Annotated in this window: 21 protein-coding genes; 7 read left to right on the plus strand and 14 right to left on the minus strand. The window is 43.4% G+C overall.

The window, feature by feature from the left end; translation table 11 throughout:
- Window positions 1-189: 189 nt before the first annotated feature.
- Together LLY41_RS18210 and LLY41_RS18215 are read left to right on the plus strand one after the other, a co-directional pair.
- Entirely contained in the window at window positions 190-4662 is a 4473-nt protein-coding gene (locus tag LLY41_RS18210; RefSeq protein ID WP_304586044.1) for a glutamate synthase-related protein, read from the plus strand.
- A 253-nt stretch (window positions 4663-4915) separates the two neighbouring features.
- Entirely contained in the window at window positions 4916-5995 is a 1080-nt protein-coding gene (locus LLY41_RS18215; RefSeq protein ID WP_304586045.1) for an FUSC family protein, read from the plus strand.
- Window positions 5996-6056: 61 nt separating this feature from the next.
- On the opposite strand, the gene nikC is transcribed toward LLY41_RS18215, so the two are convergent.
- The 10 genes from nikC to fabL form a co-directional block, all read right to left on the minus strand.
- Window positions 6057-6917 (minus strand): nickel transporter permease, encoded by an 861-nt coding sequence (gene nikC, locus LLY41_RS18220; RefSeq protein WP_095246239.1) that lies wholly within the window; start codon window positions 6915-6917, stop codon window positions 6057-6059.
- Between the two features lie 54 nt (window positions 6918-6971).
- A complete protein-coding gene (locus tag LLY41_RS18225; protein WP_304588056.1) occupies window positions 6972-7976 on the minus strand; it encodes an ABC transporter permease in 1005 nt (334 codons plus the stop codon).
- 394 nt (window positions 7977-8370) lie between these two features.
- Window positions 8371-9981, minus strand: coding sequence for an ABC transporter substrate-binding protein (locus tag LLY41_RS18230; RefSeq protein WP_304586046.1), 1611 nt, complete (start codon window positions 9979-9981; stop codon window positions 8371-8373).
- 74 nt (window positions 9982-10055) lie between these two features.
- The gene (locus LLY41_RS18235) at window positions 10056-11024 is read right to left on the minus strand and encodes an ABC transporter ATP-binding protein (protein WP_304586047.1); all 969 of its coding nucleotides are present in this window, start codon (window positions 11022-11024) and stop codon (window positions 10056-10058) included.
- Window positions 10999-12015 (minus strand): ABC transporter ATP-binding protein, encoded by a 1017-nt coding sequence (locus tag LLY41_RS18240; RefSeq protein WP_304586048.1) that lies wholly within the window; start codon window positions 12013-12015, stop codon window positions 10999-11001. Before LLY41_RS18240 ends, LLY41_RS18235 begins: the two co-directional genes overlap by 26 nt.
- A 320-nt stretch (window positions 12016-12335) precedes the next feature.
- Window positions 12336-14084 (minus strand): ABC transporter ATP-binding protein, encoded by a 1749-nt coding sequence (locus LLY41_RS18245; protein ID WP_304586049.1) that lies wholly within the window; start codon window positions 14082-14084, stop codon window positions 12336-12338.
- 202 nt (window positions 14085-14286) lie between these two features.
- Complete coding sequence (gene ntdP, locus LLY41_RS18250; RefSeq protein WP_095246226.1) at window positions 14287-14817, minus strand: nucleoside tri-diphosphate phosphatase; 531 nt, start codon at window positions 14815-14817, stop codon at window positions 14287-14289.
- A 288-nt stretch (window positions 14818-15105) separates the two neighbouring features.
- A complete protein-coding gene (locus LLY41_RS18255; RefSeq protein WP_035333110.1) occupies window positions 15106-15357 on the minus strand; it encodes a YgaB family protein in 252 nt (83 codons plus the stop codon).
- A gap of 168 nt (window positions 15358-15525) precedes the next feature.
- A complete protein-coding gene (locus LLY41_RS18260; protein ID WP_095246225.1) occupies window positions 15526-15717 on the minus strand; it encodes a gamma-type small acid-soluble spore protein in 192 nt (63 codons plus the stop codon).
- 85 nt (window positions 15718-15802) lie between these two features.
- Window positions 15803-16552 (minus strand): enoyl-[acyl-carrier-protein] reductase FabL, encoded by a 750-nt coding sequence (gene fabL / locus LLY41_RS18265; protein ID WP_304586053.1) that lies wholly within the window; start codon window positions 16550-16552, stop codon window positions 15803-15805.
- Window positions 16553-16716: 164 nt separating this feature from the next.
- On the opposite strand from fabL, the gene LLY41_RS18270 reads away from it, so the two are divergent.
- Window positions 16717-16941, plus strand: coding sequence for a hypothetical protein (locus LLY41_RS18270; RefSeq protein WP_095246223.1), 225 nt, complete (start codon window positions 16717-16719; stop codon window positions 16939-16941).
- Between the two features lie 33 nt (window positions 16942-16974).
- Here the strand turns inward: LLY41_RS18270 and mutY are convergent, their stop codons facing one another.
- Window positions 16975-18069, minus strand: a complete 1095-nt coding sequence (mutY, locus tag LLY41_RS18275; RefSeq protein WP_304586054.1) for an A/G-specific adenine glycosylase — start codon at window positions 18067-18069, stop codon at window positions 16975-16977.
- Window positions 18070-18269: 200 nt separating this feature from the next.
- Between mutY and LLY41_RS18280 the strand changes: the two genes are divergently transcribed.
- Window positions 18270-19250: a metal-dependent hydrolase gene (locus LLY41_RS18280; RefSeq protein ID WP_304586056.1), complete on the plus strand. Its 981-nt coding sequence runs from the start codon at window positions 18270-18272 to the stop codon at window positions 19248-19250.
- Between the two features lie 380 nt (window positions 19251-19630).
- Here LLY41_RS18280 and LLY41_RS18285 read toward each other — a convergent pair whose 3' ends face one another.
- Window positions 19631-19900: a YfhJ family protein gene (locus LLY41_RS18285; protein ID WP_304586057.1), complete on the minus strand. Its 270-nt coding sequence runs from the start codon at window positions 19898-19900 to the stop codon at window positions 19631-19633.
- Window positions 19901-20027: 127 nt separating this feature from the next.
- Between LLY41_RS18285 and LLY41_RS18290 the strand changes: the two genes are divergently transcribed.
- Window positions 20028-20198, plus strand: a complete 171-nt coding sequence (locus tag LLY41_RS18290) for a small, acid-soluble spore protein K (RefSeq protein WP_095244474.1) — start codon at window positions 20028-20030, stop codon at window positions 20196-20198.
- A gap of 19 nt (window positions 20199-20217) precedes the next feature.
- Window positions 20218-20376 carry a YpzG family protein gene (locus LLY41_RS18295; protein ID WP_009335831.1) on the plus strand — a complete coding sequence of 53 codons (159 nt, stop codon included), beginning with the start codon at window positions 20218-20220 and terminating at the stop codon, window positions 20374-20376.
- A 60-nt stretch (window positions 20377-20436) separates the two neighbouring features.
- On the opposite strand, the gene LLY41_RS18300 is transcribed toward LLY41_RS18295, so the two are convergent.
- A complete protein-coding gene (locus LLY41_RS18300; RefSeq protein WP_095244473.1) occupies window positions 20437-20766 on the minus strand; it encodes a YfhH family protein in 330 nt (109 codons plus the stop codon).
- Window positions 20767-20944: 178 nt separating this feature from the next.
- Between LLY41_RS18300 and LLY41_RS18305 the strand changes: the two genes are divergently transcribed.
- The gene (locus LLY41_RS18305; RefSeq protein ID WP_304586061.1) at window positions 20945-21616 is read left to right on the plus strand and encodes an SDR family NAD(P)-dependent oxidoreductase; all 672 of its coding nucleotides are present in this window, start codon (window positions 20945-20947) and stop codon (window positions 21614-21616) included.
- Window positions 21617-21634: 18 nt separating this feature from the next.
- Here LLY41_RS18305 and recX read toward each other — a convergent pair whose 3' ends face one another.
- On the minus strand, window positions 21635-22438 hold the full coding sequence (gene recX / locus LLY41_RS18310) for a recombination regulator RecX (protein ID WP_304586062.1): 804 nt from the start codon (window positions 22436-22438) through the stop codon (window positions 21635-21637).
- Window positions 22439-22451 lie beyond the last annotated feature (13 nt).

Raw genomic sequence — 22451 nt, forward strand, 5'->3', positions numbered from 1 at the left:
ATTATGTCCTGAAGCATATCCCGAATTATCCAACTATTCATTCAATAAATGCTCCATGCATTTACCTTTCAAACCAAAGATAACTTTGCAATACCCTCATTTAAAACCCGTAAACAAAAAAACTTATAGATTACTATTTTTCAGGAGGTGAACGGCTTTAAGGCACAGCCTTATTTTTAGCCGAATTTTATGACATTACAGCAATGGAGTCCTTCACTTTTTAAAGAGTTTCACCGCCAGGAGCATGATGCTTGCGGCATCGTTTCTGCCATGGAGAAAAAGAAAGTCCCAACCCGCGAGAATATTTTCAGCTGCATCAACGCGCTTGTTACGATGAATCACCGTGCCGGTTTTATTAATGGAGAAGGGGACGGTGTAGGGATCCATATTGATATCCCGAGAGAGCTGTGGAAAGAAAAGTTAAAGGAAGCGGGAGCCGATTCTGGCGCAGCAGACAAAGATGGATTTGTGGTTGGACATGTATTTATGTCCAGGAAGCAGGATACTGAATTACTGAAAACGATCCTGCTGCAAAAACTCGCTGACGCTAATCTGACGGTTATTTATGCATCTGACGAAGTAACTGAATCTTCAGCTTTAGGGCCGATTGCCATACAGGAAAATCCAGTATTCTGGCAGTTTGCCTGTTTAGCAGAATCGAATGGTGCAGAGCTCTCAAAAAAACTGTTTGAATTAATAGTTAGTTTCGAAGAAGACGAACATGTCCATGTCGCCTCTCTTAGCCAGCATCATGCTGTGTACAAAGTTATGGGAGCCGGCGATATTCTTCCGAAATATTATCACGACCTGTCAAGCCCCCTTGTTGCTTCAACCATGACGCTTGGGCATAATCGCTATTCAACTAACACATTATCAAGCTTTTTCCGTGTGCAGCCTTTTAGCGTGCTGGGACACAACGGGGAAATCAACACCATTGCCAAGCTTAGGGATGAAGCCAAAATGGTCGGCGTTCCGCTGGTTAAAGACGGCAGTGACTCACAGGATCTGAGCAGAACGCTTGAAACGTTTATTTGCCGTGACGGCTATACTCTTTTTGAAGCAATGGACGTCATGTTCCCCCCTATCGTGAATGAAATCAAGTCATATCCTGAGCATCTTCAGGATATGTACGCCTATATCCGGGAAGCATGGGGACATTTTGCCCAGGGACCTGCAGGAATTATTTCCAGATTTGCCGATGAGGCAGTGTTCAGTGTCGATGCATTGGGCCTTCGCCCGCTGTGGATGCTGGAAACTGAAAGCTCCTACCTGTTCTCATCAGAACCAGGAATCATCCCGTCCTCCGAATATGTTAATGAGCCTAAGCCGCTGTCACCAGGTGAAAAGGTTGGGCTGAAATGGGACGGTGATACACTGGCTGTTTACGAGCACAGCCATTATCAGGCTGAAGTTTTTAACCGATTTTCAATAAGAGTGAACGCTGAAAATTTCAGGGTTCGCCTGCAGTCTCCAAAATTGGAAAAAACCATTACTGTAAATTACCCGGATAAGATTCATAACGGGCAGTATAAAGCATTCGGCTGGGAGAGAGACCATGTCCAGCTTGTTGAGCAAATGGCTGAAAAAGGCGCGGAGCCAATCCGTTCTCTTGGACACGATTCACCTTTAGCAGCACTGAATCCTCAGCGGAAAAACATCGCTGATTTTATTAAGGAAAGTGTTGCTGTCGTTACAAACCCTGCCATTGACCGTGACCGGGAAACGGAGCATTTCTCAACCCGTACGATTATCGGCCAGCGTCCTTCGTTATTTGAAAAACAGGAGCAAGGGGCCGTTATTGAATTGCAGACTCCTATTTTAATAGAAGGCAAAGCAGGCTTTGAATGTTCCGAAGAACTCAATCAGCCGAGCTATGACCAGGTAACCGGCTTCTATCAGGAACAAAAGCTGATATCTTATTTATCTTCCACATTTACTAAAGATGAAACGGTAAAAGAAGCTTTAGACCGTTTAGCAGCAGAAGCGGTTGATGCGGTCAAAAATGGCAAAACCCTGCTTGTACTGGATGATGCCAATGCTCACCAGGAGGACTCTTACTGGATTGATCCGCACCTGGCCGTCTCTGCGATTGATCAGGCTCTTGTCAAGGAGGCATTGCGACGTGAATGTTCCCTGCTGCTCCGGTCAGCTTCAATCAGATCGCTTCATGACATCATAACCGCATTCGGTTTAGGCGCTGATATTATAAGCCCTTACTATATGTTTATGACGGTTCTTGGCGAATCTGATACACCGCTGAAGAATTTATATTCAGCTCTGAATAAAGGACTTGAAAAAGTCATTTCCACTATCGGGATTCATGAATTAAGAGGCTATGGCCGGTTGTTCTCTGCCATCGGTCTTCATGAAGAATTAGCCGGATATCTGAATATTGTCAACTTCTTCGGATCAAAGGAACTTTCATTCAGCTTCAGTGTTTTAAAGGAAGACGCTTTTACAAGAGCGGAAGATTACCAGAATGAAAAGGAGCGGATCGGAAAAACGTTCAGCCTTTTCCCGCGTATCTGGAAAGCAATCGGCGAAGTTGCCTCAACTGGTGACTACAATGCATATAAGGAAAAAATCACAGAACAGGAAGACCAGAATCCAACAACAATCCGTCATTTAACCGGATTTAAGGAAACTGCTTCTCATCTAAAGCCGGAAGATATCAGCCTGCATGTGGGCGAGCATGACCTGCCATTTGTTATCTCCTCCATGTCCTTTGGCTCTCAGAATGAAACGGCCTTTAGAGCCTATGCAGAAGGCGCTGACCGTCTGAACATGGTCAGCCTGAATGGAGAAGGCGGAGAAATCAAGGATATGCTTGGAAAATATCCGAGAACCCGCGGACAGCAGGTAGCATCCGGACGCTTCGGCGTGAATGCCGAGCTCCTTAATTCTTCCAACCTTCTGGAAATAAAAATTGGGCAGGGCGCTAAGCCTGGTGAAGGCGGTCACCTCCCGGGATCCAAGGTTACGGCAAAAATTGCCGAGGCACGTAATGCTACTATTGGATCGGATTTGATTTCACCTTCCAACAACCATGATATCTATTCGATTGAAGACTTGGCACAGATGATACACGAGCTTAAGACAGCCAATGACAAAGCAAAGGTAGCTGTTAAGGTGCCGGTTGTACCGAATATCGGAACCATTGCAGTCGGGATTGCAAAAGCTGGTGCTGATATAATCACACTTAGCGGTTTTGACGGAGGTACAGGGGCAGCGAGAATTCACGCCCTGCAGCATGTAGGCCTTCCAGTTGAGATTGGTGTAAAGGCAGCTCACAACGCCCTTCTCGAAGCAGGCATCCGCGATAATGTGGAGCTTTGGGCTGACGGTGGCATCAAGAGTGCAGCAGACGTATTGAAGGTTATGCTGCTTGGCGCTAACCGTGTAGGCTTTGGCACACTATCCATGCTTGCCATCGGCTGTACGACATGCCGCGGCTGCCATCTTGATACTTGCCATGTTGGGATTGCAACACAAATAGATTCAGAGGCACAGGCAAAGGAACATGGTTTAAGAAGATTTGTTCCGCGCCAATTCGACCTAGCTGTTAAAGGAATCATGAATCTGTTTACTGCTTTTGGCGAAGAACTGAAAGCATTGGCAGCTTCTGTCGGCATAAAAAATCTGCAGGATGCAGTAGGACGTTCTGATCTGCTTGTACAGATTAAGGGGCAGGATCAGCTTGACCTGACTCACCTGCTGAAAACACTTGACATCGGCCAATTCTCTGCACAGGAAGCACCTGAAGCCCTGCAGGAAGCCCAGCTGCAGGTAGCTGTTGGAGCAGAGTATCTCGATGCAAGTGTAGAAGAACTGGATCAGTCACGTGAATTCCAAAGCGTTACTTCCGAGCAGCGCGTATTGGGAAGCCGGGTTTCCTGCCACCGTGTAAGAAACAGACTCGACGGTTCTTACAAAACTCTTCCGCAAGTTGATTTGAAATACAAAGGCGGTTCCATCCCGGGCAATGGCCTTGGAGCTTACAACAGCTTCGGCATCAACATCGAAGTTGCCGGAGGCGCACAGGATGGCATCGGAAAAACTTCGTTCGGCGGACAAATTAAAATCTTTAAAGCTAAAGGCAAGAATGGCAAGTTCTATAATGGCTCTGTTGGCAAAGGATTTGGCTATGGAGCACAGGAAGGCTTGCTTGTAGCTCAAGGAAATGCTGACGCCCGTGCCGGAATCAGATTATCCGGAGCGGATATGATTATCGGCGGCCAGCTGCAAAAGCCGCTGCCTGAAAAAGAATACGGCAATATCGGTTCTAACGCCAATATTAAAGGGTTTGCCTTTGAGTATATGACGAATGGCCGAGGCATGGTCCTGGGCGATGCCGGTCCATGGATCTGTGCAGGAATGACAGGCGGTGTTGTTTACTTAAGACACCAGCCGGAAATGGGCTTAACAAAAGAGGCCATCCAGCGCAGAATTGCCAAGGGAGCTAAAGTTTCAGTCACTTCTCTTTCCGATAAAGGAAAGGAAGATGTAAAAGAACTGCTTGGCCAATACATTGCCATGCTGAATGATCAGGGACAGACAGAAGAAGTTTCCCAGCTTTCTTCCCTTCTTAATCATCCGGAAGACCACTTTGTTCAAGTTATTCCGGTCAAAGAGCAGGCAGACCCCTCTGTTTCCACAGAGTGATTATCTGCACATTCAAGCCCCACCCGTTTCTGCGGATGGGGCTTTTTGTCTTCTTTAAGGCACGCTTAACTTTTTTACTTATTTATAATCTTAATATCATAAAAATGCCCCTTGAACTTCTTTCCATATCCCTGTATAGTACAATATTGTTTAACAAGGAGCAAAATCGTTTAAAGTATGTATAATTACTGCTTTTACGGTTAAATCGCTTTTCAATGAAAACAATTTTTATGAAAGAAAGGACATACATTGTATGAAACTTGGCGCCCGCATACTTAAGACGGGAATCGCAATCATTCTAGCTCTATTATTATCAGAACTCTTTCAGCTTCCTGCACCTATCTTTGCAGGAATTGCCGCTATTTTTGCCGTTCAGCCGACCATTTACAGATCTTATCTTTCTATTGTGGAACAGATCCAGGGGAACGCAATCGGCGCATTAATTGCCGTGATTTTTGTGCTTTTATTCGGCAATCATGTCTTTATCATAGGCCTGGCAGCAATTATTGTTATCACGATTAATCTTAAGCTTAAAATTGAAAACACAATTGGCCTGTCACTTGTAACCCTGATTGTCATTATGGAGACACCGGGCGATACCTTTCTGCAATTTGCTCTTATTCGATTCTCAACCGTTATGCTCGGGGTACTATCAGCTTTTATCGTTAATCTTGTATTTCTGCCGCCTAAGTACGAAAACAAGCTTTATTTTAAAATATCGAATAACACAGAGGAAATTACCAAATGGATCCGGCTTACCATACGCCATGCATCTGAACACAGACTGCTGAAAAACGATATTGATAAGATGAAAGACAGCAATGTTAAGCTAGAACAGCTTTACTTAATGTATAAAGAGGAAAGAAATTATTTTAAACGGAATGATCTAGTTAAATCCAGGAAACTCGTCATTTACCGCCAAATGATTTCCACTGTAAAACGCTCGCTGGAAACATTAAAAAAGCTTCATCGCTTTGAAAATGATCTGCAGCAAATGCCTGAAGAATTCCAGCATGCTGTGCAGCAGCAGCTTGATATTCTTATCCATTATCATGAACACGTTATGCTAAAGTTTATCGGGAAAGTTCGTCCGAATGTAGTGTTTGAGGAAGGCGACTTCAGCCTGAGCAGAAAGGAACTGGTGAACCTTTTTCTGGCTCAGCAAAAAGAACATGAACATGATGAAGAATCCATTCTCCCGCATATCATGCAAATTGTATCAGCTATTGTTGATTACGATGAACATGTGGAGCACCTGGATAAACTTATATCCAGCTTTCAGTCATATCATAAGGAAGAAAATGAGGTTTCCATACCGGAGAATGACGTGTAGACTGTGGTATATTTTCAACTTAATTCATAGGAAAAAGCAGCTGATGTCAGCTGCTTTTTTGTTAATTCTTCATACGCGGATCAAGTGCATCCCTTAATCCATCACCCATTAAATTAAATCCGAGAACTGTAAGCATGATTGCAAGTCCCGGGAAGATCATCGTCCATGGAGCCTGTATCAAATAGGCCTTCGCATCAGAGAGCATTTTCCCCCATTCAGGATTTGGAGCTTCTGCACCAAGGCCAAGGAATCCAAGGGCAGCACACTCAATAATCGCTGTTGCAATCGCAAGTGTTCCCTGTACAATGATTGGCGCCATACTGTTTGGCAGTACATGCCTGAAAAGAATACGGCTGTTGCTCATCCCAATCGCTTTTGCAGCCATAATATATTCCTCCTGTTTGACACTCAGCACCCTTGAACGGATCAGTCTGCCAAAGTTGGGAATATTGATAACCGCAATGGCAATCAGGGCATTTCTTAATGATGGACCAAGTACAGCCACAATCGCAATAGCCAGCAGTATGCTTGGGAAAGCAAGCATGATATCAAAAATGCGGGAGATGATGGTATCAACCCATTTGCCATAATATCCTGCTACAACACCTAAAAGGCATCCAACTACAATAGATCCGATTACGGCCAGAAAACCTACCCATAATGAGATCCTTGCCCCGTAAACCACCCTTGAAAAGATATCCCGGCCAAAGTCATCTGTTCCAAACCAATGCTCACTGGATGGAGCCTGAAGCCTTTTTGAGAGCATCTGTTCATTAATTCCCTGCGGCGCAATAAGCGGTGCAAATACAGCAAGAAGAACGAAAAATAATACAATAATGGTGCCGATTAAAGCCAGTTTATTTTTTCTAAAGCTCCTCCATGCTTCCACCCAGGGGGAAACCGCTTTTTCTTCAGCAGGCATAATAGGCGGCTGAAGATCTTTTTGTGTTGAAAGTTCCAAGTCTGTTCCCCCTCCTTAATTATATTTAATCCGCGGGTCAATTGCTGCATACAGCAAGTCCACCACCAGATTGATCATGACAAAGATAAATGCAATGATAAGTATGCCTGACTGGATAACAGGATAGTCCCGATAGTTGATAGCCTCATAAATATATCGTCCGATTCCAGGCCAGCTGAAAATCGTTTCCGTTAAAATGGCGCCTCCCAGCAATAATCCCATTTGAAGACCGATAATCGTAAGAACTGGAATGATGGCATTCTTTAATGAGTGCTTATAAACGACCCAGAACATTCTCAAGCCTTTGGCCCTCGCTGTTCTGACAAAATCGGATCTCATTACCTCAAGCATCGTAGAACGGGTAATTCTCGCAATGATTGCCATTGGGATGGTTGCCAGGGCAAATGCCGGCAGAATCAGGTGTCTGATGACATCCCAGAATTGATCCATCCTTCCCTGCAGGAGAGTATCAATCATATAAATGTTCGTAATGGCTTCAATCGGATTTCTTACTTCTTCCCTACCCGATGTAGGCAGCCAGTCCAGTTTAATGGCAAATGCCCACTGCTCCATCAAGCCGAGCCAGAAGATTGGCATGGAAACGCCAATAAGCGCCAGCACCATTGCCACATAATCAAACCATGAATTCTGATACCAGGCACTGATGATACCGGCATTCACACCGATAAAAACAGCAATTAACATGGCAACGAATGTAAGTTCAATTGTTGCAGCCAGATACGGCCAAATTTCCTGGCTTATTTCCGTTTTAGTCCGGAGTGATTCTCCAAGATCCCCCGTAATAAGACCGCCCAGATATGTAAAATATTGAAGGTACCAAGGCTGATCCAGCCCCAGCTGCTTCGTTAATTCCTCTACTGCTTCTTTTGTTGCCAGTTGTCCCAGGATAATCTGTGCCGGATTACCCGGTATTGCCCGGATCATAAAAAAGACGATCAGGGAAAGCCCCAGCAGAACGGGTACTAGGGATAACAGACGTTTAAGTGTGTAGGACAGCATTGCCATCTCACCTCTCTTGAAGGTTGTTAAGAAAAGCGCAAGCGCCTTGGTCACCCCCGACAAGCACAAGACGAGCCTCCTGGAAAGGCGTTTTTTGCCTTTTTAGGGGGATTGCCCGAAATGTGGAGGCGACTGTCCAGGGACGACAGGCATAAGACGGTTCCTGTAAGAAGGTGTTTTTCCTTCTGAAAGGAAACGGCTTATGACCCCGAGTCCCTAGGAGCCGCAACTAGACAAGCTTGTGACCTCGAGGGGGTAGGCGCTGGAGCTAGACAGTTATCGAGATTCAAAGTTTCATAATTTATAATATTTCTATGTAGAAAAGGGAGCTACAGAACTGTACTCCCTTTTCCTTGAAATATAAGAAGTATACTTATGTCACTTGTAAAGCAGCTTATTTAAATTCTACAGTTGCCAGTAAATCAGAACCTGTTGGATGCGGCTTGAAGCCAGTGATATCAGCTTTACCCGCAAGGATTGGTCTTGAGTGAACAAGCGGAATCCACGGAGCATCTTCTTTGATCAGAAGCTGAGCCTCTTTGTAAAGTTTTTCACGCTCTGCCTGGTCTGCACTTGCCTGAGCTTTTACAAGCAGTTCATGCACTTCAGGGTTTTCGTAATAAGAGTAGTTGTTGGAACCGATGCTGTCCTGATCTAGAAGAACATACAGGAAGTTATCAGCATCCCCATTATCGCCAGTCCATCCTAATAGGAATGTATCAGCTTCACCATTCTTGGCTTTATCCAGGTAAGTACCCCACTCATACGTTACAATCTTTGCTTTTACGCCGATTGCATCAAAGTTGGCTTGAAGTGCTTCAGCCACTTTTTGTCCATCAGGCATATATGGTCTAGGAACCGGCATTGCCCATAGCTCCATTTCAAAACCATCTTCATATCCTGCTTCTTTTAAAAGTTCTTTAGCCTTCTCAGGGTCATACTCATAATCCTTAACGTCATCATTGTAACCCGCTACAACTGAAGGCATTGGGTTTTTCGCAGGCTCAGCTGCACCGGCATAGAATGCATCAATAAGAGCTTGCTTATCAACTGCATAGTTCAATGCCTGGCGGACTTTTTTATCTTTTAATGGTCCACGTGTGCTTGTCAATCCAAGGTAAGCTACGTTTAATGATGGACGTTCAAACGTTTGAAGATCCGGATTTCCTTCGATTTGGCCAACATCACTGAAGTTAACACCATCGATTAAGTCGACTTCGCCTGTAGCAAGGGCGTTCAGACGAGCAGAGTTTTCAGGGATGACACGGAAGATAACTTCATCCAGCTTTGGAAGGCCTTCCTGCCAGTATTCTTCGTTTTTCACAAGAGTGATGCGGTCGTTTGCTTTGTATTCTTTAAATACAAATGGACCTGTTCCCACCGGATTGTGAAGGAATTTTTCACCATGCTTTTCAATCGCTGCCGGGCTTGCAATTCCAAATGGAGACATTGCAAGGTTCTTTAAGAATGGTGCAATTGGCTTGTTTAAAGTAAACTCAACTGTGTAATCATCTACAGCTTTCACTTCAGAGATTTTATCCCCAAACTGAGAGTTATAGTAATAGAACTGTTCAGCGCTTCCTGCTTTCCATCTTTCAAAGTTGAAGACAACTGCTTCGGCATTGAAATCAGTTCCATCGTGGAATTTTACGCCTTCACGAAGCTTTAAAGTATGCTTTAGCCCGTCTTCACTTGTATCCCATTCAGTAGCAAGGCCAGCCTGAATTTCTGTATCCTGCTCACCAAATTCAATCAGAGTTTCATAGATGTTTTTTGTAACTTTAAAAGATTCGCCTTCTGTTGTAATAGCGGGATCAAGTGAAGTAGAATCACCGCCGCGGCCAAATACTAATGTGCCGCCTGATGACGCTTCTTCTGTATCTGTACCTTTCTCTTTATCCTTTTCGTCTTTCGTTCCGCTGCTTGAGTTGCTGCTGCAGCCGGCAAGAGCCAGTGACAGTAACAAAGCTGCAATCAGGAACCAAATGCCATTGCGCTTCTTCATTGTTTTCCCCCTTTTTCTTTTGCCGGTATCGGCTGTTTACATATTTATCATCCATGCAGTTCTGCCTCTATAGTTCAGCTATAGAGATGGCAGGCTGCAAAGTGACCCGGTTCAATTTCCTTCAGCTGCGGCCTATCTGTTTTGCAGATTTCCATGCATTCATTACATCTAGTATGGAAGGCACATCCAGCTGGCGGATTCTGCGGGCTTGGAATGTCCCCGGTTAATAGCTCCCTGTCTTTCTTTAATGTCGGATCAGGAATGGGAACTGCACCAAGCAATGCCTTTGTGTAAGGATGCAGTGGCTTATCGTAGAGCTGGTCAGAGGTTGTGATCTCTACTAATCTTCCAAGATACATAACACCAACTCTATCACTGATATGTTTAACTACCCCGAGATCATGGGCAATGAATATATACGTCAGCTGAAACTCTTTTTGAAGATCTTCCAGCAGGTTGAGCACCTGTGATTGAATGGACACATCAAGTGCTGAAACAGGTTCATCTGCAATGATCAGCTTAGGCTTGGTCATCAATGCTCTTGCGATTCCTATCCTCTGCCTTTGGCCTCCGCTGAATTGGTGCGGATAGCGTTTGGCATGGTAGCTGCTGAGGCCGACAACCTCAAGCATCTCCCTTACCCGCTGTTTACGCTCTTCTTTGTTCCCGATGCCATGGACAATGAGAGGCTCCTCCAAAATCTGCTCAACAGTATTGCGAGGATTTAATGACGCAAACGGATCCTGGAACACCATCTGCATTTCCTTTCTCATCTTGCGCATTTCCGATGAGTTTAGGGAAGTCAGGTCCTTGCCATCAAAAACTACTTTCCCCTCTGTTGGTTCAATCAGACGCATCAGCATTCTTCCTGTGGTTGATTTGCCGCAGCCAGATTCACCTACAAGGCCAAGCGTTTCTCCTTTGTTAACGAAGAAGCTGATATCATCAACCGCTTTCACGTCACCCTGCTTTCTTCCAAACAGACCCCCTGTTACGGGAAAGTATTTCTTTAACTGATTAACTTCCAACAGCACTTCGGTCATCAATGACACCCCCAGACTCATGCAGGAAACAGCGCACTGTATGCTGTTCAGCATTATTGGCGTTATAAAGCGGAGGACTTTCCGTCATGCATCGGTCATGGACAAATTCACAGCGCGCTGCAAAACGGCATCCAGTCTTGATGGAGCCCGGTTTTGGGACATTTCCCGGAATGGAATATAATCGCTCCTTTTTCTCTCTTACATCAGGCACTGATTGCAGAAGTCCCTGGGTATAAGGATGCTTGGGATTTTTGAATATCTCTTCTACTGGAGCTTCCTCCACTATTTTCCCGGCATACATGACAATTACCCTCTCACATACTTCCGCTACTACCCCGAGATCATGCGTAATCATGACTATGGCTGTGTCGAGCTTTTCATTAAGATCCTTCATAAGGGCTAATATCTGGGCCTGGATTGTCACGTCTAAAGCAGTTGTCGGCTCATCTGCAATCAGAAGCCGAGGATGGCAGGACAAGGCCATGGCAATCATTACCCTCTGCCTCATTCCCCCTGACAGCTGGTGGGGATATTCCTTTACTATCTGCTCTGCCCTAGGCAGGCCAACAAGCTTAAGCATTTCAACAGCCTGCTGGATTGCAGCCTTCTTATTTAATTTCTTATGTAATTTGATTCCTTCTGTCAGCTGATCTCCTATTGTAAATAACGGATTCAATGAAGTCATCGGCTCCTGAAAAATCATAGCCACTTCATTTCCCCTTAATTCACGCATTCTTTTTTCTGATGCTTTAACGAGATCTTCTCCATCTAAAAGAATTTCACCGCCAACAATTTTTCCCGGGGGCTGTGGAATCAGCTTCATAATGGATAGAGATGTAACACTCTTTCCGCAGCCTGATTCTCCTACTATCCCCAGAATTTCACCCTTGTTGACGGAGAAGCTGATATCATCCACAGCCGGAACTTCTCCATCTGAAGAGAAAAAGGATGTCCTTAGCTGTTTTACATCTAAAACTGGAGCTTGATTCACACGGATACTCCTTTCCTGATCGTCCTTTTCTATGAAATGGGACATTTTTAACAATTTTGGACCTTAGGTCACTATCTTTTTTTCATTCTATAAAAAAAGTTTGGTTAAGTCTACTTATTTTTCTAAATTATTTAAATATAGTAAACATTATATATTTTTAAATATGGATTTATAAGTAATATCCTACTAATAATTATGAAAAAGATGGAGATTAATGACCGTTAATTGCCGGAAGCTGTTTTAACACTATAGTAATTTAACGCATTGCTATAAAAAAGCACACAAATAAAGCCGGCCCTGTAATAGAGCCGGCTTTAAATCTAATTTTCAAGCTGCTGAACTTGAAAAAGCTTATAATAATTCCCTTGTTTTTTCATTAATTCGTCATGGCTTCCCGCTTCAGAAATTTCACCATGCTCTATCAGAATAATTCTATCTGCATGTGTGATGGTGGAAAGTCGATGGGCCACGATAAAAGTCGTGCGGTCTTTAGCCAATTTTTCCAATGCTTCCTGTATCAGATGTTCACTCTCCAGATCAAGGGCTGAAGTGGCTTCATCCAGCACAAGGATCGGCGGATTTTTCAAAAAGATTCTCGCAATCGCAATTCGCTGCTTCTGTCCTCCCGACAGTTTCACACCGCGCTCGCCAACCTTGGTATCATAGCCTTCAGGTAGATTCATAATAAATTCGTGGGCATTTGCAGCCTTGGCAGCATCGACTACTTCCTCTTCAGTGGCATCGGGTTTTCCGAGCAGAATGTTAGTTTTGACCGATTCACTGAACAAAATATTATCCTGAAGCACCATCCCGATTTTATCGCGAAGGCTCCTAACTTTAAACGAACGGATATCAGTGCCGTCAAGCAGAATTCTGCCTTCATTCACATCGTAAAAACGAGGAATCAGCCCTACCAGAGAGGACTTTCCTCCTCCGCTCATCCCTACAAGGGCAATCGTTTCCCCTGTTGTTACATCGAGATTTATTTCCTTCAATACCGGAGGCTCATTCTCATTGTAGGAAAAGCTCACTTCTTCAAATTGGATATGCCCTTTAACATCCCGGCATTGGATGGCATCAGGTGAATCGTCAATATCGTATTTCTCATCTATTAACTCAAATACCCGGTCCATGGATGCGATTGATTGGGTTAAGGTGGTTGAAGAGTTAACAAGTCTTCTAAGCGGTCCGTACAATCTATCTATATAAGCGACAAATGCCATCATGACACCGAGGGAAATATCTCCCTGGATAACCTGGTATCCCGAATATCCAATGACTAAAAGCGGTGAAATATCTGTAATGGTGTTAACTACTGCAAATGCTTTTGCATTCCACTTCGTATGGTCAATCGCTTTTGTCAGGAAATTCTTATTTTGCGAATCAAATTGGGTTTGCTCATAATCCTCAATGGCAAAGCTTTTAACAACTGCCATTCCCTGAACACGTTCATGAAGATAACCCTGCACCTCTGCAAGAGCCTGTGAACGAGCCCTTGTCAGCTTTCTGAGGTTCCCAAAAAAGTACTTGACTGAAAAAGCATAAAATGGAAATAACAGCAGTGACACAATCGTCAGCGGAACGTCCATATTCATCATAATGACAACGGCAATTAAAATAGTTGCCACATCAAGCCATAAATTCATTAAACCGGTTACGACGAATGTTTTGGTTTGCTCAACATCATTTATGACCCTTGAGATCACTTCCCCTGTTCTGGTATTTGCATAGAATCGGAAGCTTAATTTTTGAATGTGGGTAAAAAGCTTATCCCGGATGTCATATAGAATTTTGCTTGCCACCCACTGGGCAAAGTATTGTCGGTAATACTCAATTGGCGGACGGGCGATGACAAATAAAGCAATCATCACAGCCATAACCATTAACAGTGTGCTGTTCTTATCGCTCTGACTCAAAGCATCATTGCCAATAATATCATCTATTACATACTTAATCAGAAGCGGAATCAAAAGCGGTATGGCAAATTTAATGATGCCAATGATAATGGTTCCGATAATCTGAAGCCGATACGGCTTAACGAATTTCAAATATCTTTTTATACTGTCCAACCGGATCGCTCCCCCTCTCTGTCTCATTCCCTGTTATTTTTTTAAACTTACCCCTAAACCCGGCAATCATGCACGAAAAGCGCAAGCGCCTTGCCCACCCCGACATTTGTGACCTCGAGGGGGCAGGCTGCTTGCGCTGGACAAAAATAAAAACCTGCTGACCCAAGGTCCAACAGGCGTTTTTTCGGCATTCAGCCCTTTTTTAGCGTCTGTAAGTAAGATAACGTTCATACCATATATCAATAAAATCGGGTGCAAAAGGACCTTTTCTCTGACGGATCCAATGGATGAGGTTGTCCACATTTGATTTAAGGATGCTGTCAATCACATCGGGATAGTTCATTTCCTGACGGTGCCGTTCATACTCATCTTCATCAAGCAAGTTGAATGTCATGTCCGGATATACTTTAATATCGAGATCATAATCAATATACTTTAACGCTTCTCCATCACAAATAAATGGGGAACTGATATTACAGTAATAATAAACACCATCTTCCCGAATCATTCCAATCACATTAAACCAGTGCTGAGAATGAAAATAACAAATCGCTGGCTCTCTCGTCACCCATGTTCTTCCGTCAGATTCTGTTACGATTGTCCGGTCATTTCCGCCAATCACCAGATTTTGTGTCCCTTTTAATACGGTTGTTTCCTCCCAGACGCGGTGGATATGCCCATTATGTTTATAGCTGTGTATTTGCATTGGTTCGCCTTCGATGGGTACCGCCATTCTTTTTCCCCTACTTTCCTTCCGGAAGCTTTGCAACCTGATAATACTTTTTTGGCGCCTTTAATAGGCTTCCTCCCCTTCATGCTAAGCGCATACTGCACAGCATGACTCAATAATATCCAAAAGAAAAAGGCAACAAAGTACGATTCCTGTTTTCTACTATTATAACGGTAAAAGGAAATTTTTAAAACAAAGAGCCATTGAAATGTATCAACGGCTGTAAAAAAAGGATATAATAGCTTATTTTATAGGTATTGAAGACAACAAAAGATTATAGGGAATTTATCTTTAGACGGTTACATTTACTTTCTGATAGGAGCGGATGACCTCTTCGGTCTGTTCCTCAAAGATACGATGAATTTGTTTGAGCTCTTCCTTCATTCTGGCAATTTCATACTGCACGCTTTCAAGCTCTGTTTCCTGCTGAATGGCTTTTAATTCCTCTTCAATCTCCTGGCAGCGCTCCAGCTCACTCTGCAGATAAAGAAGCTTTTCCATCGTTTTCATCTGTTCTGAAACTAAACTGTTAAAGTTCTCCATGTTTGTTCCACCGTCCCCGTTATTTTTCCTATTCTATAATTTCGCTGTACCTTTTTTTAACCCTTTGACTAGTTATGTTGACTTTATGGAAGTTTTGTCGAAGGGAAAGAACAACAAAAAAGAAGCCGCCCTTTCCATTTAAAAGGCGGCTTCTTTCTTTAGATGTAATTAGCGGCTTTGTTTGCCTGCATTTTGACCTTTGCGAGCTTCAGCTTGCTGGTTTTGCTGTCTTACTTCAGCAGCATTTGTTTCGCTGGCAAATTCAGTACCGTATTGGCCTTGGCCAGCAGATTGTGCGTTTTGTTGTCTCACTTCTTGAACGTTAGTTCCAGCTTGAGATTTGTTTGGTTGTTTAGCCATTATAATCACCTCCACGCTCATTAATTTAACCGGGAGCGGAGGAAACTATCCAACTTTTTTAAAAACCAAAAATATCCATATTTAATTAGACAAGCAGGGAAATGCCGCCATCCACAATAATCGTCTGGCCGCGGATCATGCTGGATTCCTCACCTAATAAAAACATTACCGTATTCACCATATCTTCAATTTCAACCATTCGTCCTGCAGGTGTTTTCGTTTTTGCTTCTTCAAGAAGCTCTGCACGGTTAGGGAAATGTTTTAAAGCTTCTGTATCTACTGCACCGCCTGAAACAGCGTTAACGACAATATTTTTAGGAGCCAGTTCAACAGCCAGGTAACGTGTCAATGCTTCCAATGCTGCCTTGGAAACCCCTACAGTCGTATAGTTTTCCAGATAGCGGATCGATCCCAGCGAGCTGATGCTAACAATTTTTCCGCCGCCGCTTTTCTCCATTAGCTTTGCAGCTTCCTGACCGCAGAAAAGCAGGGCTTTGCTGTTAATGTTCATCGTCCAGTCCCAATGAGATTCTTCCAGTTCCATAACCGGACGGAGAACTCCGGAAGCTGCATTGTTGACAAACACATCGAGTCTTCCAAATTCACGGTCAATTTCAGCGAACAGGCCTTTAATTTTCTCTACATCCCCCACGTTTGCTTTGACAACCAGAGCTTTTCTGCCAAGCGCCTCAATTTCGGATGCTGTTTCATTTGCAGCCGATTTGCTGCGTGCGTAATTGATGACAATATCATAGCCTTCTTTGGCAAGCCTGATGGCTGTTGCCTTTCCAATTCCTCTGCTGCTTCCTGTTACCAGTGCTACTTTTTGTGTCATGATTCAATTTCCTTTCTGTTATGTAATGTTTTGTTTAAGGATTTTTATCAAGGGAATTTATAAACAAAACACCTTACCGATTTCATTTTAGCTTTTTCCATGTATAGATGGCAATTCGAATTAAAACACTATCTGTAATCCAATTGAGGAAAGGAAGATGGCATATGTTTGTCGGACGTGATATGACAGAGCTTTCGATGATGTCAAAATCGGACTGGAAGGACAGTGAGCTTGCTTTTTACCATCATTCATTTCAGCAGATCATGCCTTATTTAAATGCTGAGGGCCAGACGATTCATAGGGAGATTGTTGAAGAAATAGAAAACCGCGGCGGCCTGAAAAGGCAGGAAGCCGATTATACTCATGGAACCCGGGTTAGCTATGAGTAATGGAAAAAGGGGATTGTTCCCCTTTTTCTATGTTCAGCTTTCCAAGTATTGCTTCCAGATTTTCTGATGGGATACCGGAAAAGGAAATTCCTTCATCTCTTCAAGTGTGACTAATTTCAAATCATTTTTTTCCTCTTTGAGTTCTAATAATTTCCCTTTATACACATTAATGTTCCATGTCAAATGGGAAAAAACGTGTTCGATCTGACCCGTCATTTCCTGAATATCTACATTGGCGCCATATTGGGTACTGAACGCATCCTTCATCTGCTCTTTGTCGCTTACATAAGCAATGTTGATCTCTGTCATGGGAAATTCCCAGAGATTAGCAAGCAGGCCTTTGCCAGGTCTTTTGTGTATTAGCACTCTGTCTTGATCATCGATAAGGACAGCTGCCGCTAATTGCACATTTTTTTGCTTTTTGGTTTTTGTTTTTACGGGCAGATCCTGCTGAGTCCCTTCATAAAACGCAGTACAATGTTCTCTCACCGGGCATAATAAACAGGAAGGAGAGGTTGGTGTACATATTAATGCGCCAAGCTCCATCAGCGCCTGGTTGAAATGGGACGGGTTTTCATGTGAAATTAATGTTCGAACGGAAGACTCAAATATTTTCCTGGAAGATGGCTTGGCAATATCTTCCCAGATGGAGAGGATTCGCGACAGGACACGCATTACATTGCCATCCACAGCCGGTTCGGGTACTCCATACGCTATACTGAGAATGGCCCCTGCCGTATAGGGTCCCACTCCTTTTAGGGACGAGATCTCTTTTGGCGTATCCGGAACTTTTCCGCCATATTTTTCATGAACCTCCCGGACAGCAGCCTGAAGATTTCTTGCCCGTGAATAATACCCCAGACCTTCCCAGGCTTTTAATACCTTTTCTTCGTCTGCTTCAGAAAGATCCTTGATGGTTGGAAACTGTTCAATAAAACGGTGAAAATAGGGGATCACGGTGTCCACCCGCGTCTGCTGAAGCATAATTTCAGAAACCCAGACTTTGTACGGATCCTGATCCTTTCTCCAGGGCAAATCCCTTTGCTCCGCTTCGAACCAGCTGAGCAAATCATCCTGAAAACCTTTTATATCGGTTGATTCGATTGTATTTTGACTAACTTCTTTCAATTTTTTAATCCTCCTGATGTTAAACAATCGGAAAATATGGGAATATATTAGTACGGTCGCTGTTTAACATTTTGCCTTAAGTTTGCAACACCTTTAAAGGTACCCATATTCAGTTGTTAATACAAGAATTTTGCTGTTACACTTTAAGTAAATTAGGTACTCCGTACAAGATTTGTTACCAGGGAAGGAGGTATTTCCTCTTGGATACCGGCACACATGTAGTGATGGGGCTGGCGCTTGGCGGCATAGCCACTCTTGATCCCGTTGTTGCGGAGAGTTCTGCTACAGCAACAAGTGTCATGATTGGTGCCATCGTCGGTTCTCAAATACCTGATATCGATACTGTCTTAAAACTAAGAAATAATGCCGTTTATATTCGCAATCACAGGGGAATTACCCACTCCATACCGGCCGTCCTGCTATGGCCGCTTGTCATACTTGCTGTGGTTTATCCGTTTTTTCCGTCTGCGGATCTGCTGCACTTATGGCTATGGACTTTTTTGGCTGTATTCCTGCATGTTTTTGTAGACATATTCAATGCATATGGAACACAGGCACTCCGGCCCTTTTCATCTAAATGGGTAGCACTGGGGATTATCAACACATTTGACCCGTTCATTTTCGGGATTCATGTCGCAGGATTATTCATCTGGGCATTTGGGGCTCATCCCGGTTATACATTTCTAATCATTTATGGCATTATTTTCGTTTATTATCTTCTGCGGTTTGCAGCCCAGAGAAGTGTCTTAAATGCCGTAAAGGTTATGATACCGGATGCAACTGAAATCATTATTGCCCCAACGATGAGGTTTAATCAGTGGCGTGTGGCGGTTATGAGCAGGCAGCAATTTTTCGTCGGGCGTGCTGTTAAAAACCATGTGAGAATTCTCGATCAATTTAATCGCGTTCCCGTTCCTGAGACACCTGTTATAGAAGCTGCGAAGAAAGATAAAAACCTATCTGCCTTCCTGTCCTTCTCACCGGTTTACCGCTGGGAAGTGGATGAATATGATGATTATTATGAAGTTCGCTTTATTGACCTCCGCTACCGGAGCAATGGACATTATCCATTTGTAGCCGTGGTTCAGCTCGATCGGGATTTAAACATTCAATCATCCTATACAGGCTGGATTTTCAGCGAGGAAAAGCTTCGAAAAAAACTGGATATTCTTCCGGGATAAGAAAAGCGCAAGCGCCTTGCCCACGAAGGAACGCAGACTAAGAACACCACGTCCTGTGGCAACGTCTGCATGACCCGCATCCTGCGGGCCTCAAGCACAAGACGGGCCTCCCGGAAAGGCGTTCTTTGCCTTTTTGGGAGGATTGCCGGAAATGTGGAGGCGACTGCCCAGGGACGACAGGCATAAGACGGTTCCTGTAAGAAGGCGTTTTTCCTTCTGAAAGGAAACGGCTTATGACCCCGAGTCCCTAGGAGCCGCAACTAGACAAGCTTGTGACCTCGAGGGGGTAGGCGCTGGAGCTAGACAGTTATCGACGTTCAAAGATTATATACTTTCTTATTTTTTAATAAAAACAGGCTGCTGTGATTGGCAGCCTGTTTTTAATTTAGGGTATTCTTATCCTGCTCAAGCAAATGCTTGTATTTAGGATTATTGGCAACAAATTCATGGAGCCTGCTGCCATAGTTTTCGATCCATTGCCTTACAATTCTTTCTGTCATTTCAGCACCCTTATATTCTCTGCCAGCCTTGGCATATGTTGCTTCGAAATCCTCCCAAAGCAGTTCAATCCATGTCTGGGCCTGACTTGCTGAAAGCAGGTCATTCTTTTCCAATAAAAGCTCATAAAGCTTTTGCTGGTACTCATTCATAAAAATCACCTCTTTTCCATTTATTAATCACGTTAATCCTTCATAGCCTCAGGTAAAATACAAATAATAGTATTACGTGATCAGCTATTTGCCGGTCACGCTCTTATTCCGGTTTAGGAGGCTTGTTATGCGCAATAAATCGAGAAATTTCCCAAATCAGAACAATATAAAATTGGAGGGGGAGCCGCGGGCAAAAGCAGAGTATGCTTCACGCCGGGCGGATGGCACCATTAACACCCACCCTCAGGAACGAATGAAGGCTTCTACAGACCGCGAAAGTGACACACCTGAATTTTAAAATACAGGGAGGCTTGGTTATGGGAAACAGCAAAAACTTTTTTGGTGATAATCCGTATTCCAGTCCATTTACTTCACCGCACTTTAGGCCAAAACGTGCACATTCACAAGTAAATGGCGAGACCCAGCAAACACAAGACCTCATTATTTTAAAAAGGCAGATTCGCAAAAACTCTTAAGGTGAAACATCAATCAGGGGGGGCTTTCCCCCTCTGATTGTTTCTTACTGCCCAGTCAGTTCACCCTTTTCCCGCTAATTTTTTCAGCATGGAAATGGGCAGAGCTTCTTCTCCTTTGCTTCCATTCAGCCGGAATCCCCAGGCAAATACACCATTCATATAGTCAATTTTAAAGTAAACTCCCGGATCCCCATCGATTTCATAAATTTCACCGGGTAAAAAATCATCCGGGTTGAGCAGGTAGGATTTCGCCATAATTACTTTGCGTTCAAGCACGGCAAACTCATTTACCATCCCCATCTGTTCCGCTTTCTTTGCTTTTTCATTTAAACTGGCAATTTCCTGCTGAAGCTCATACGTAGTCATTGTACTGTATCTTTTTTCCTGCATATTAATATCCTCTTACTTTCTTCAGATAGTTACATTTACAGTTAAGGCTTCCATAGCTAAGTATATGAGAAAATGCCCGTTTAGAAAAGGCTCCTGCTTTTGTTTTTGATGCCTAATCGCATGTGTTGGACTTTTTTGCTAAGATGGTGACTATAAGACGTTTTAAAGGAGGATTCAGATGAAATCAGTCATCATTACCGGAGCAGGGTCCGGCTTGGGAAAAGAGCTTGCTTTATTGTTTGCGGGACAGGGATTTCATATTGTTTTAACAGGCAGGACATTGGATAAGCTTCAGAGTGTGGAACAGGAAATTCATGAAGCAGGCGGAAGCGCTCAATGTTTTACAGCAGATATCACACAAACCAATGAGATAGCCAAATTAATGGAGCAACTCCAAAACCATGAACTTTATGGCCTGATAAACAATGCCGGGGTTGGGCATTTCGGGCCTGTTAACAGCCTTTCGGAGCAAAATATCGAGGACATGTTCGACACCAACACGCTCGGTACTATTTACATGACACAGGCGGTTCTGCCCTTTTTAAAAGACGAAAACGAAGGCCTTCTGATGAATATCATTTCGACTGCGGGCTTAAAAGGGAAAGTAAATGAATCCGTGTATGTGGCAAGCAAATTCGCTGTAAGGGGTTTTACGGAGAGCCTTCAGAAGGAACTGGAGAATACAAATATTAAAGTTAAAGCAGTTTATATGGGCGGCATGGACACCCCTTTCTGGGATGAAAGCGACCATATTAAGGATAAATCGAGGCTTCGTTCTCCTAAAGAAGTGGCAGAAATGATTCTAGATCATATGGAAGAAGACTCAATTGTCATCGAGTCAAAAAAATAACACATGGGCTTCCATGTGTTATTCTTCTTCACTTAAAAATTGCTCTATTAAATCAAAAGAAAAACCTTTTCTGAACAAGGCTTGCTTCATTTTCTGCGTATATTCGAACTCAGGAAGGTTTGCATATTTCTTTCTTGCTTTTTCCGCTTGGAACTTCAGGGCAGCAAGTTCTTCATCCTCTTCTTTTTCAATCTCCGTTTCAGATACGGCTTCTTGAATGATGTCGAAATTAAAGCCTTTGCGCATTAACATCTGTTCCAGCTTTTGTTTAAGGATTTTTGATGAATCACGGGCATATTTCTTTGAATACTTTTCACACAGCCTTATGGCAGCAGCTACTTCAGCATCCCTTGGATATTCCTCCAATGCCATTTCGATTAATTGAGGGGAAATCCCTTTCTCCTTCAGTTCTGTGCGGATCAGGCCTTTTCCTTTATCTGATGTGTTCATTTGTGTACGCACAAAAGCTGCTGCAAATTCTTCATCATTTAGAAAATGGTAATTATACAATTTGTGGATAACTTCTTGAATAACCGGATCTTCCACTTCTTTTTCAGCTAAATGTTTGCGGACTTCGGTTTCTGAGCGCATTCTTCTGGATAAATAATGAATAGCCCTGTTATAGGCTTTCCGGATATCATCCTGATAGCCAATTTCATTTAAAGAGAATTCATCTAGCTCCATTCCTTTTTTGAGCTGATGCTTAATTAAAACATCTTCATCCACACTAAATGCATATTCTTCACCTTTCCCATAATCCATATATATATTGTAGCGGTCTGTGTTTTTTTTCTGGACTGTGATTTTCGTAATAGTCGGCATTTTCTCCACCTCT

This window comes from Cytobacillus firmus (assembly GCF_023612095.1).
Taxonomy (GTDB): domain Bacteria; phylum Bacillota; class Bacilli; order Bacillales; family Cytobacillaceae; genus Cytobacillus.

What these genes read in the sequence shown, in the direction of transcription:
- LLY41_RS18210 (WP_304586044.1), top strand. Translation starts at nt 190, where the DNA reads ATGACATTACAGCAATGGAGTCCTTCACTTTTTAAAGAGTTTCACCGC.
- LLY41_RS18215 (WP_304586045.1), top strand. Translation starts at nt 4,916, where the DNA reads ATGAAACTTGGCGCCCGCATACTTAAGACGGGAATCGCAATCATTCTA.
- nikC (WP_095246239.1), bottom strand. Translation starts at nt 6,917, where the DNA reads ATGCCTGCTGAAGAAAAAGCGGTTTCCCCCTGGGTGGAAGCATGGAGG.
- LLY41_RS18225 (WP_304588056.1), bottom strand. Translation starts at nt 7,976, where the DNA reads ATGCTGTCCTACACACTTAAACGTCTGTTATCCCTAGTACCCGTTCTG.
- LLY41_RS18230 (WP_304586046.1), bottom strand. Translation starts at nt 9,981, where the DNA reads ATGAAGAAGCGCAATGGCATTTGGTTCCTGATTGCAGCTTTGTTACTG.
- LLY41_RS18235 (WP_304586047.1), bottom strand. Translation starts at nt 11,024, where the DNA reads ATGACCGAAGTGCTGTTGGAAGTTAATCAGTTAAAGAAATACTTTCCC.
- ntdP (WP_095246226.1), bottom strand. Translation starts at nt 14,817, where the DNA reads ATGGCGGTACCCATCGAAGGCGAACCAATGCAAATACACAGCTATAAA.
- LLY41_RS18255 (WP_035333110.1), bottom strand. Translation starts at nt 15,357, where the DNA reads ATGGAGAACTTTAACAGTTTAGTTTCAGAACAGATGAAAACGATGGAA.
- LLY41_RS18260 (WP_095246225.1), bottom strand. Translation starts at nt 15,717, where the DNA reads ATGGCTAAACAACCAAACAAATCTCAAGCTGGAACTAACGTTCAAGAA.
- fabL (WP_304586053.1), bottom strand. Translation starts at nt 16,552, where the DNA reads ATGACACAAAAAGTAGCACTGGTAACAGGAAGCAGCAGAGGAATTGGA.
- LLY41_RS18270 (WP_095246223.1), top strand. Translation starts at nt 16,717, where the DNA reads ATGTTTGTCGGACGTGATATGACAGAGCTTTCGATGATGTCAAAATCG.
- LLY41_RS18285 (WP_304586057.1), bottom strand. Translation starts at nt 19,900, where the DNA reads ATGAATGAGTACCAGCAAAAGCTTTATGAGCTTTTATTGGAAAAGAAT.
- LLY41_RS18290 (WP_095244474.1), top strand. Translation starts at nt 20,028, where the DNA reads ATGCGCAATAAATCGAGAAATTTCCCAAATCAGAACAATATAAAATTG.
- LLY41_RS18295 (WP_009335831.1), top strand. Translation starts at nt 20,218, where the DNA reads ATGGGAAACAGCAAAAACTTTTTTGGTGATAATCCGTATTCCAGTCCA.
- LLY41_RS18300 (WP_095244473.1), bottom strand. Translation starts at nt 20,766, where the DNA reads ATGCAGGAAAAAAGATACAGTACAATGACTACGTATGAGCTTCAGCAG.
- LLY41_RS18305 (WP_304586061.1), top strand. Translation starts at nt 20,945, where the DNA reads ATGAAATCAGTCATCATTACCGGAGCAGGGTCCGGCTTGGGAAAAGAG.
- recX (WP_304586062.1), bottom strand. Translation starts at nt 22,438, where the DNA reads ATGCCGACTATTACGAAAATCACAGTCCAGAAAAAAAACACAGACCGC.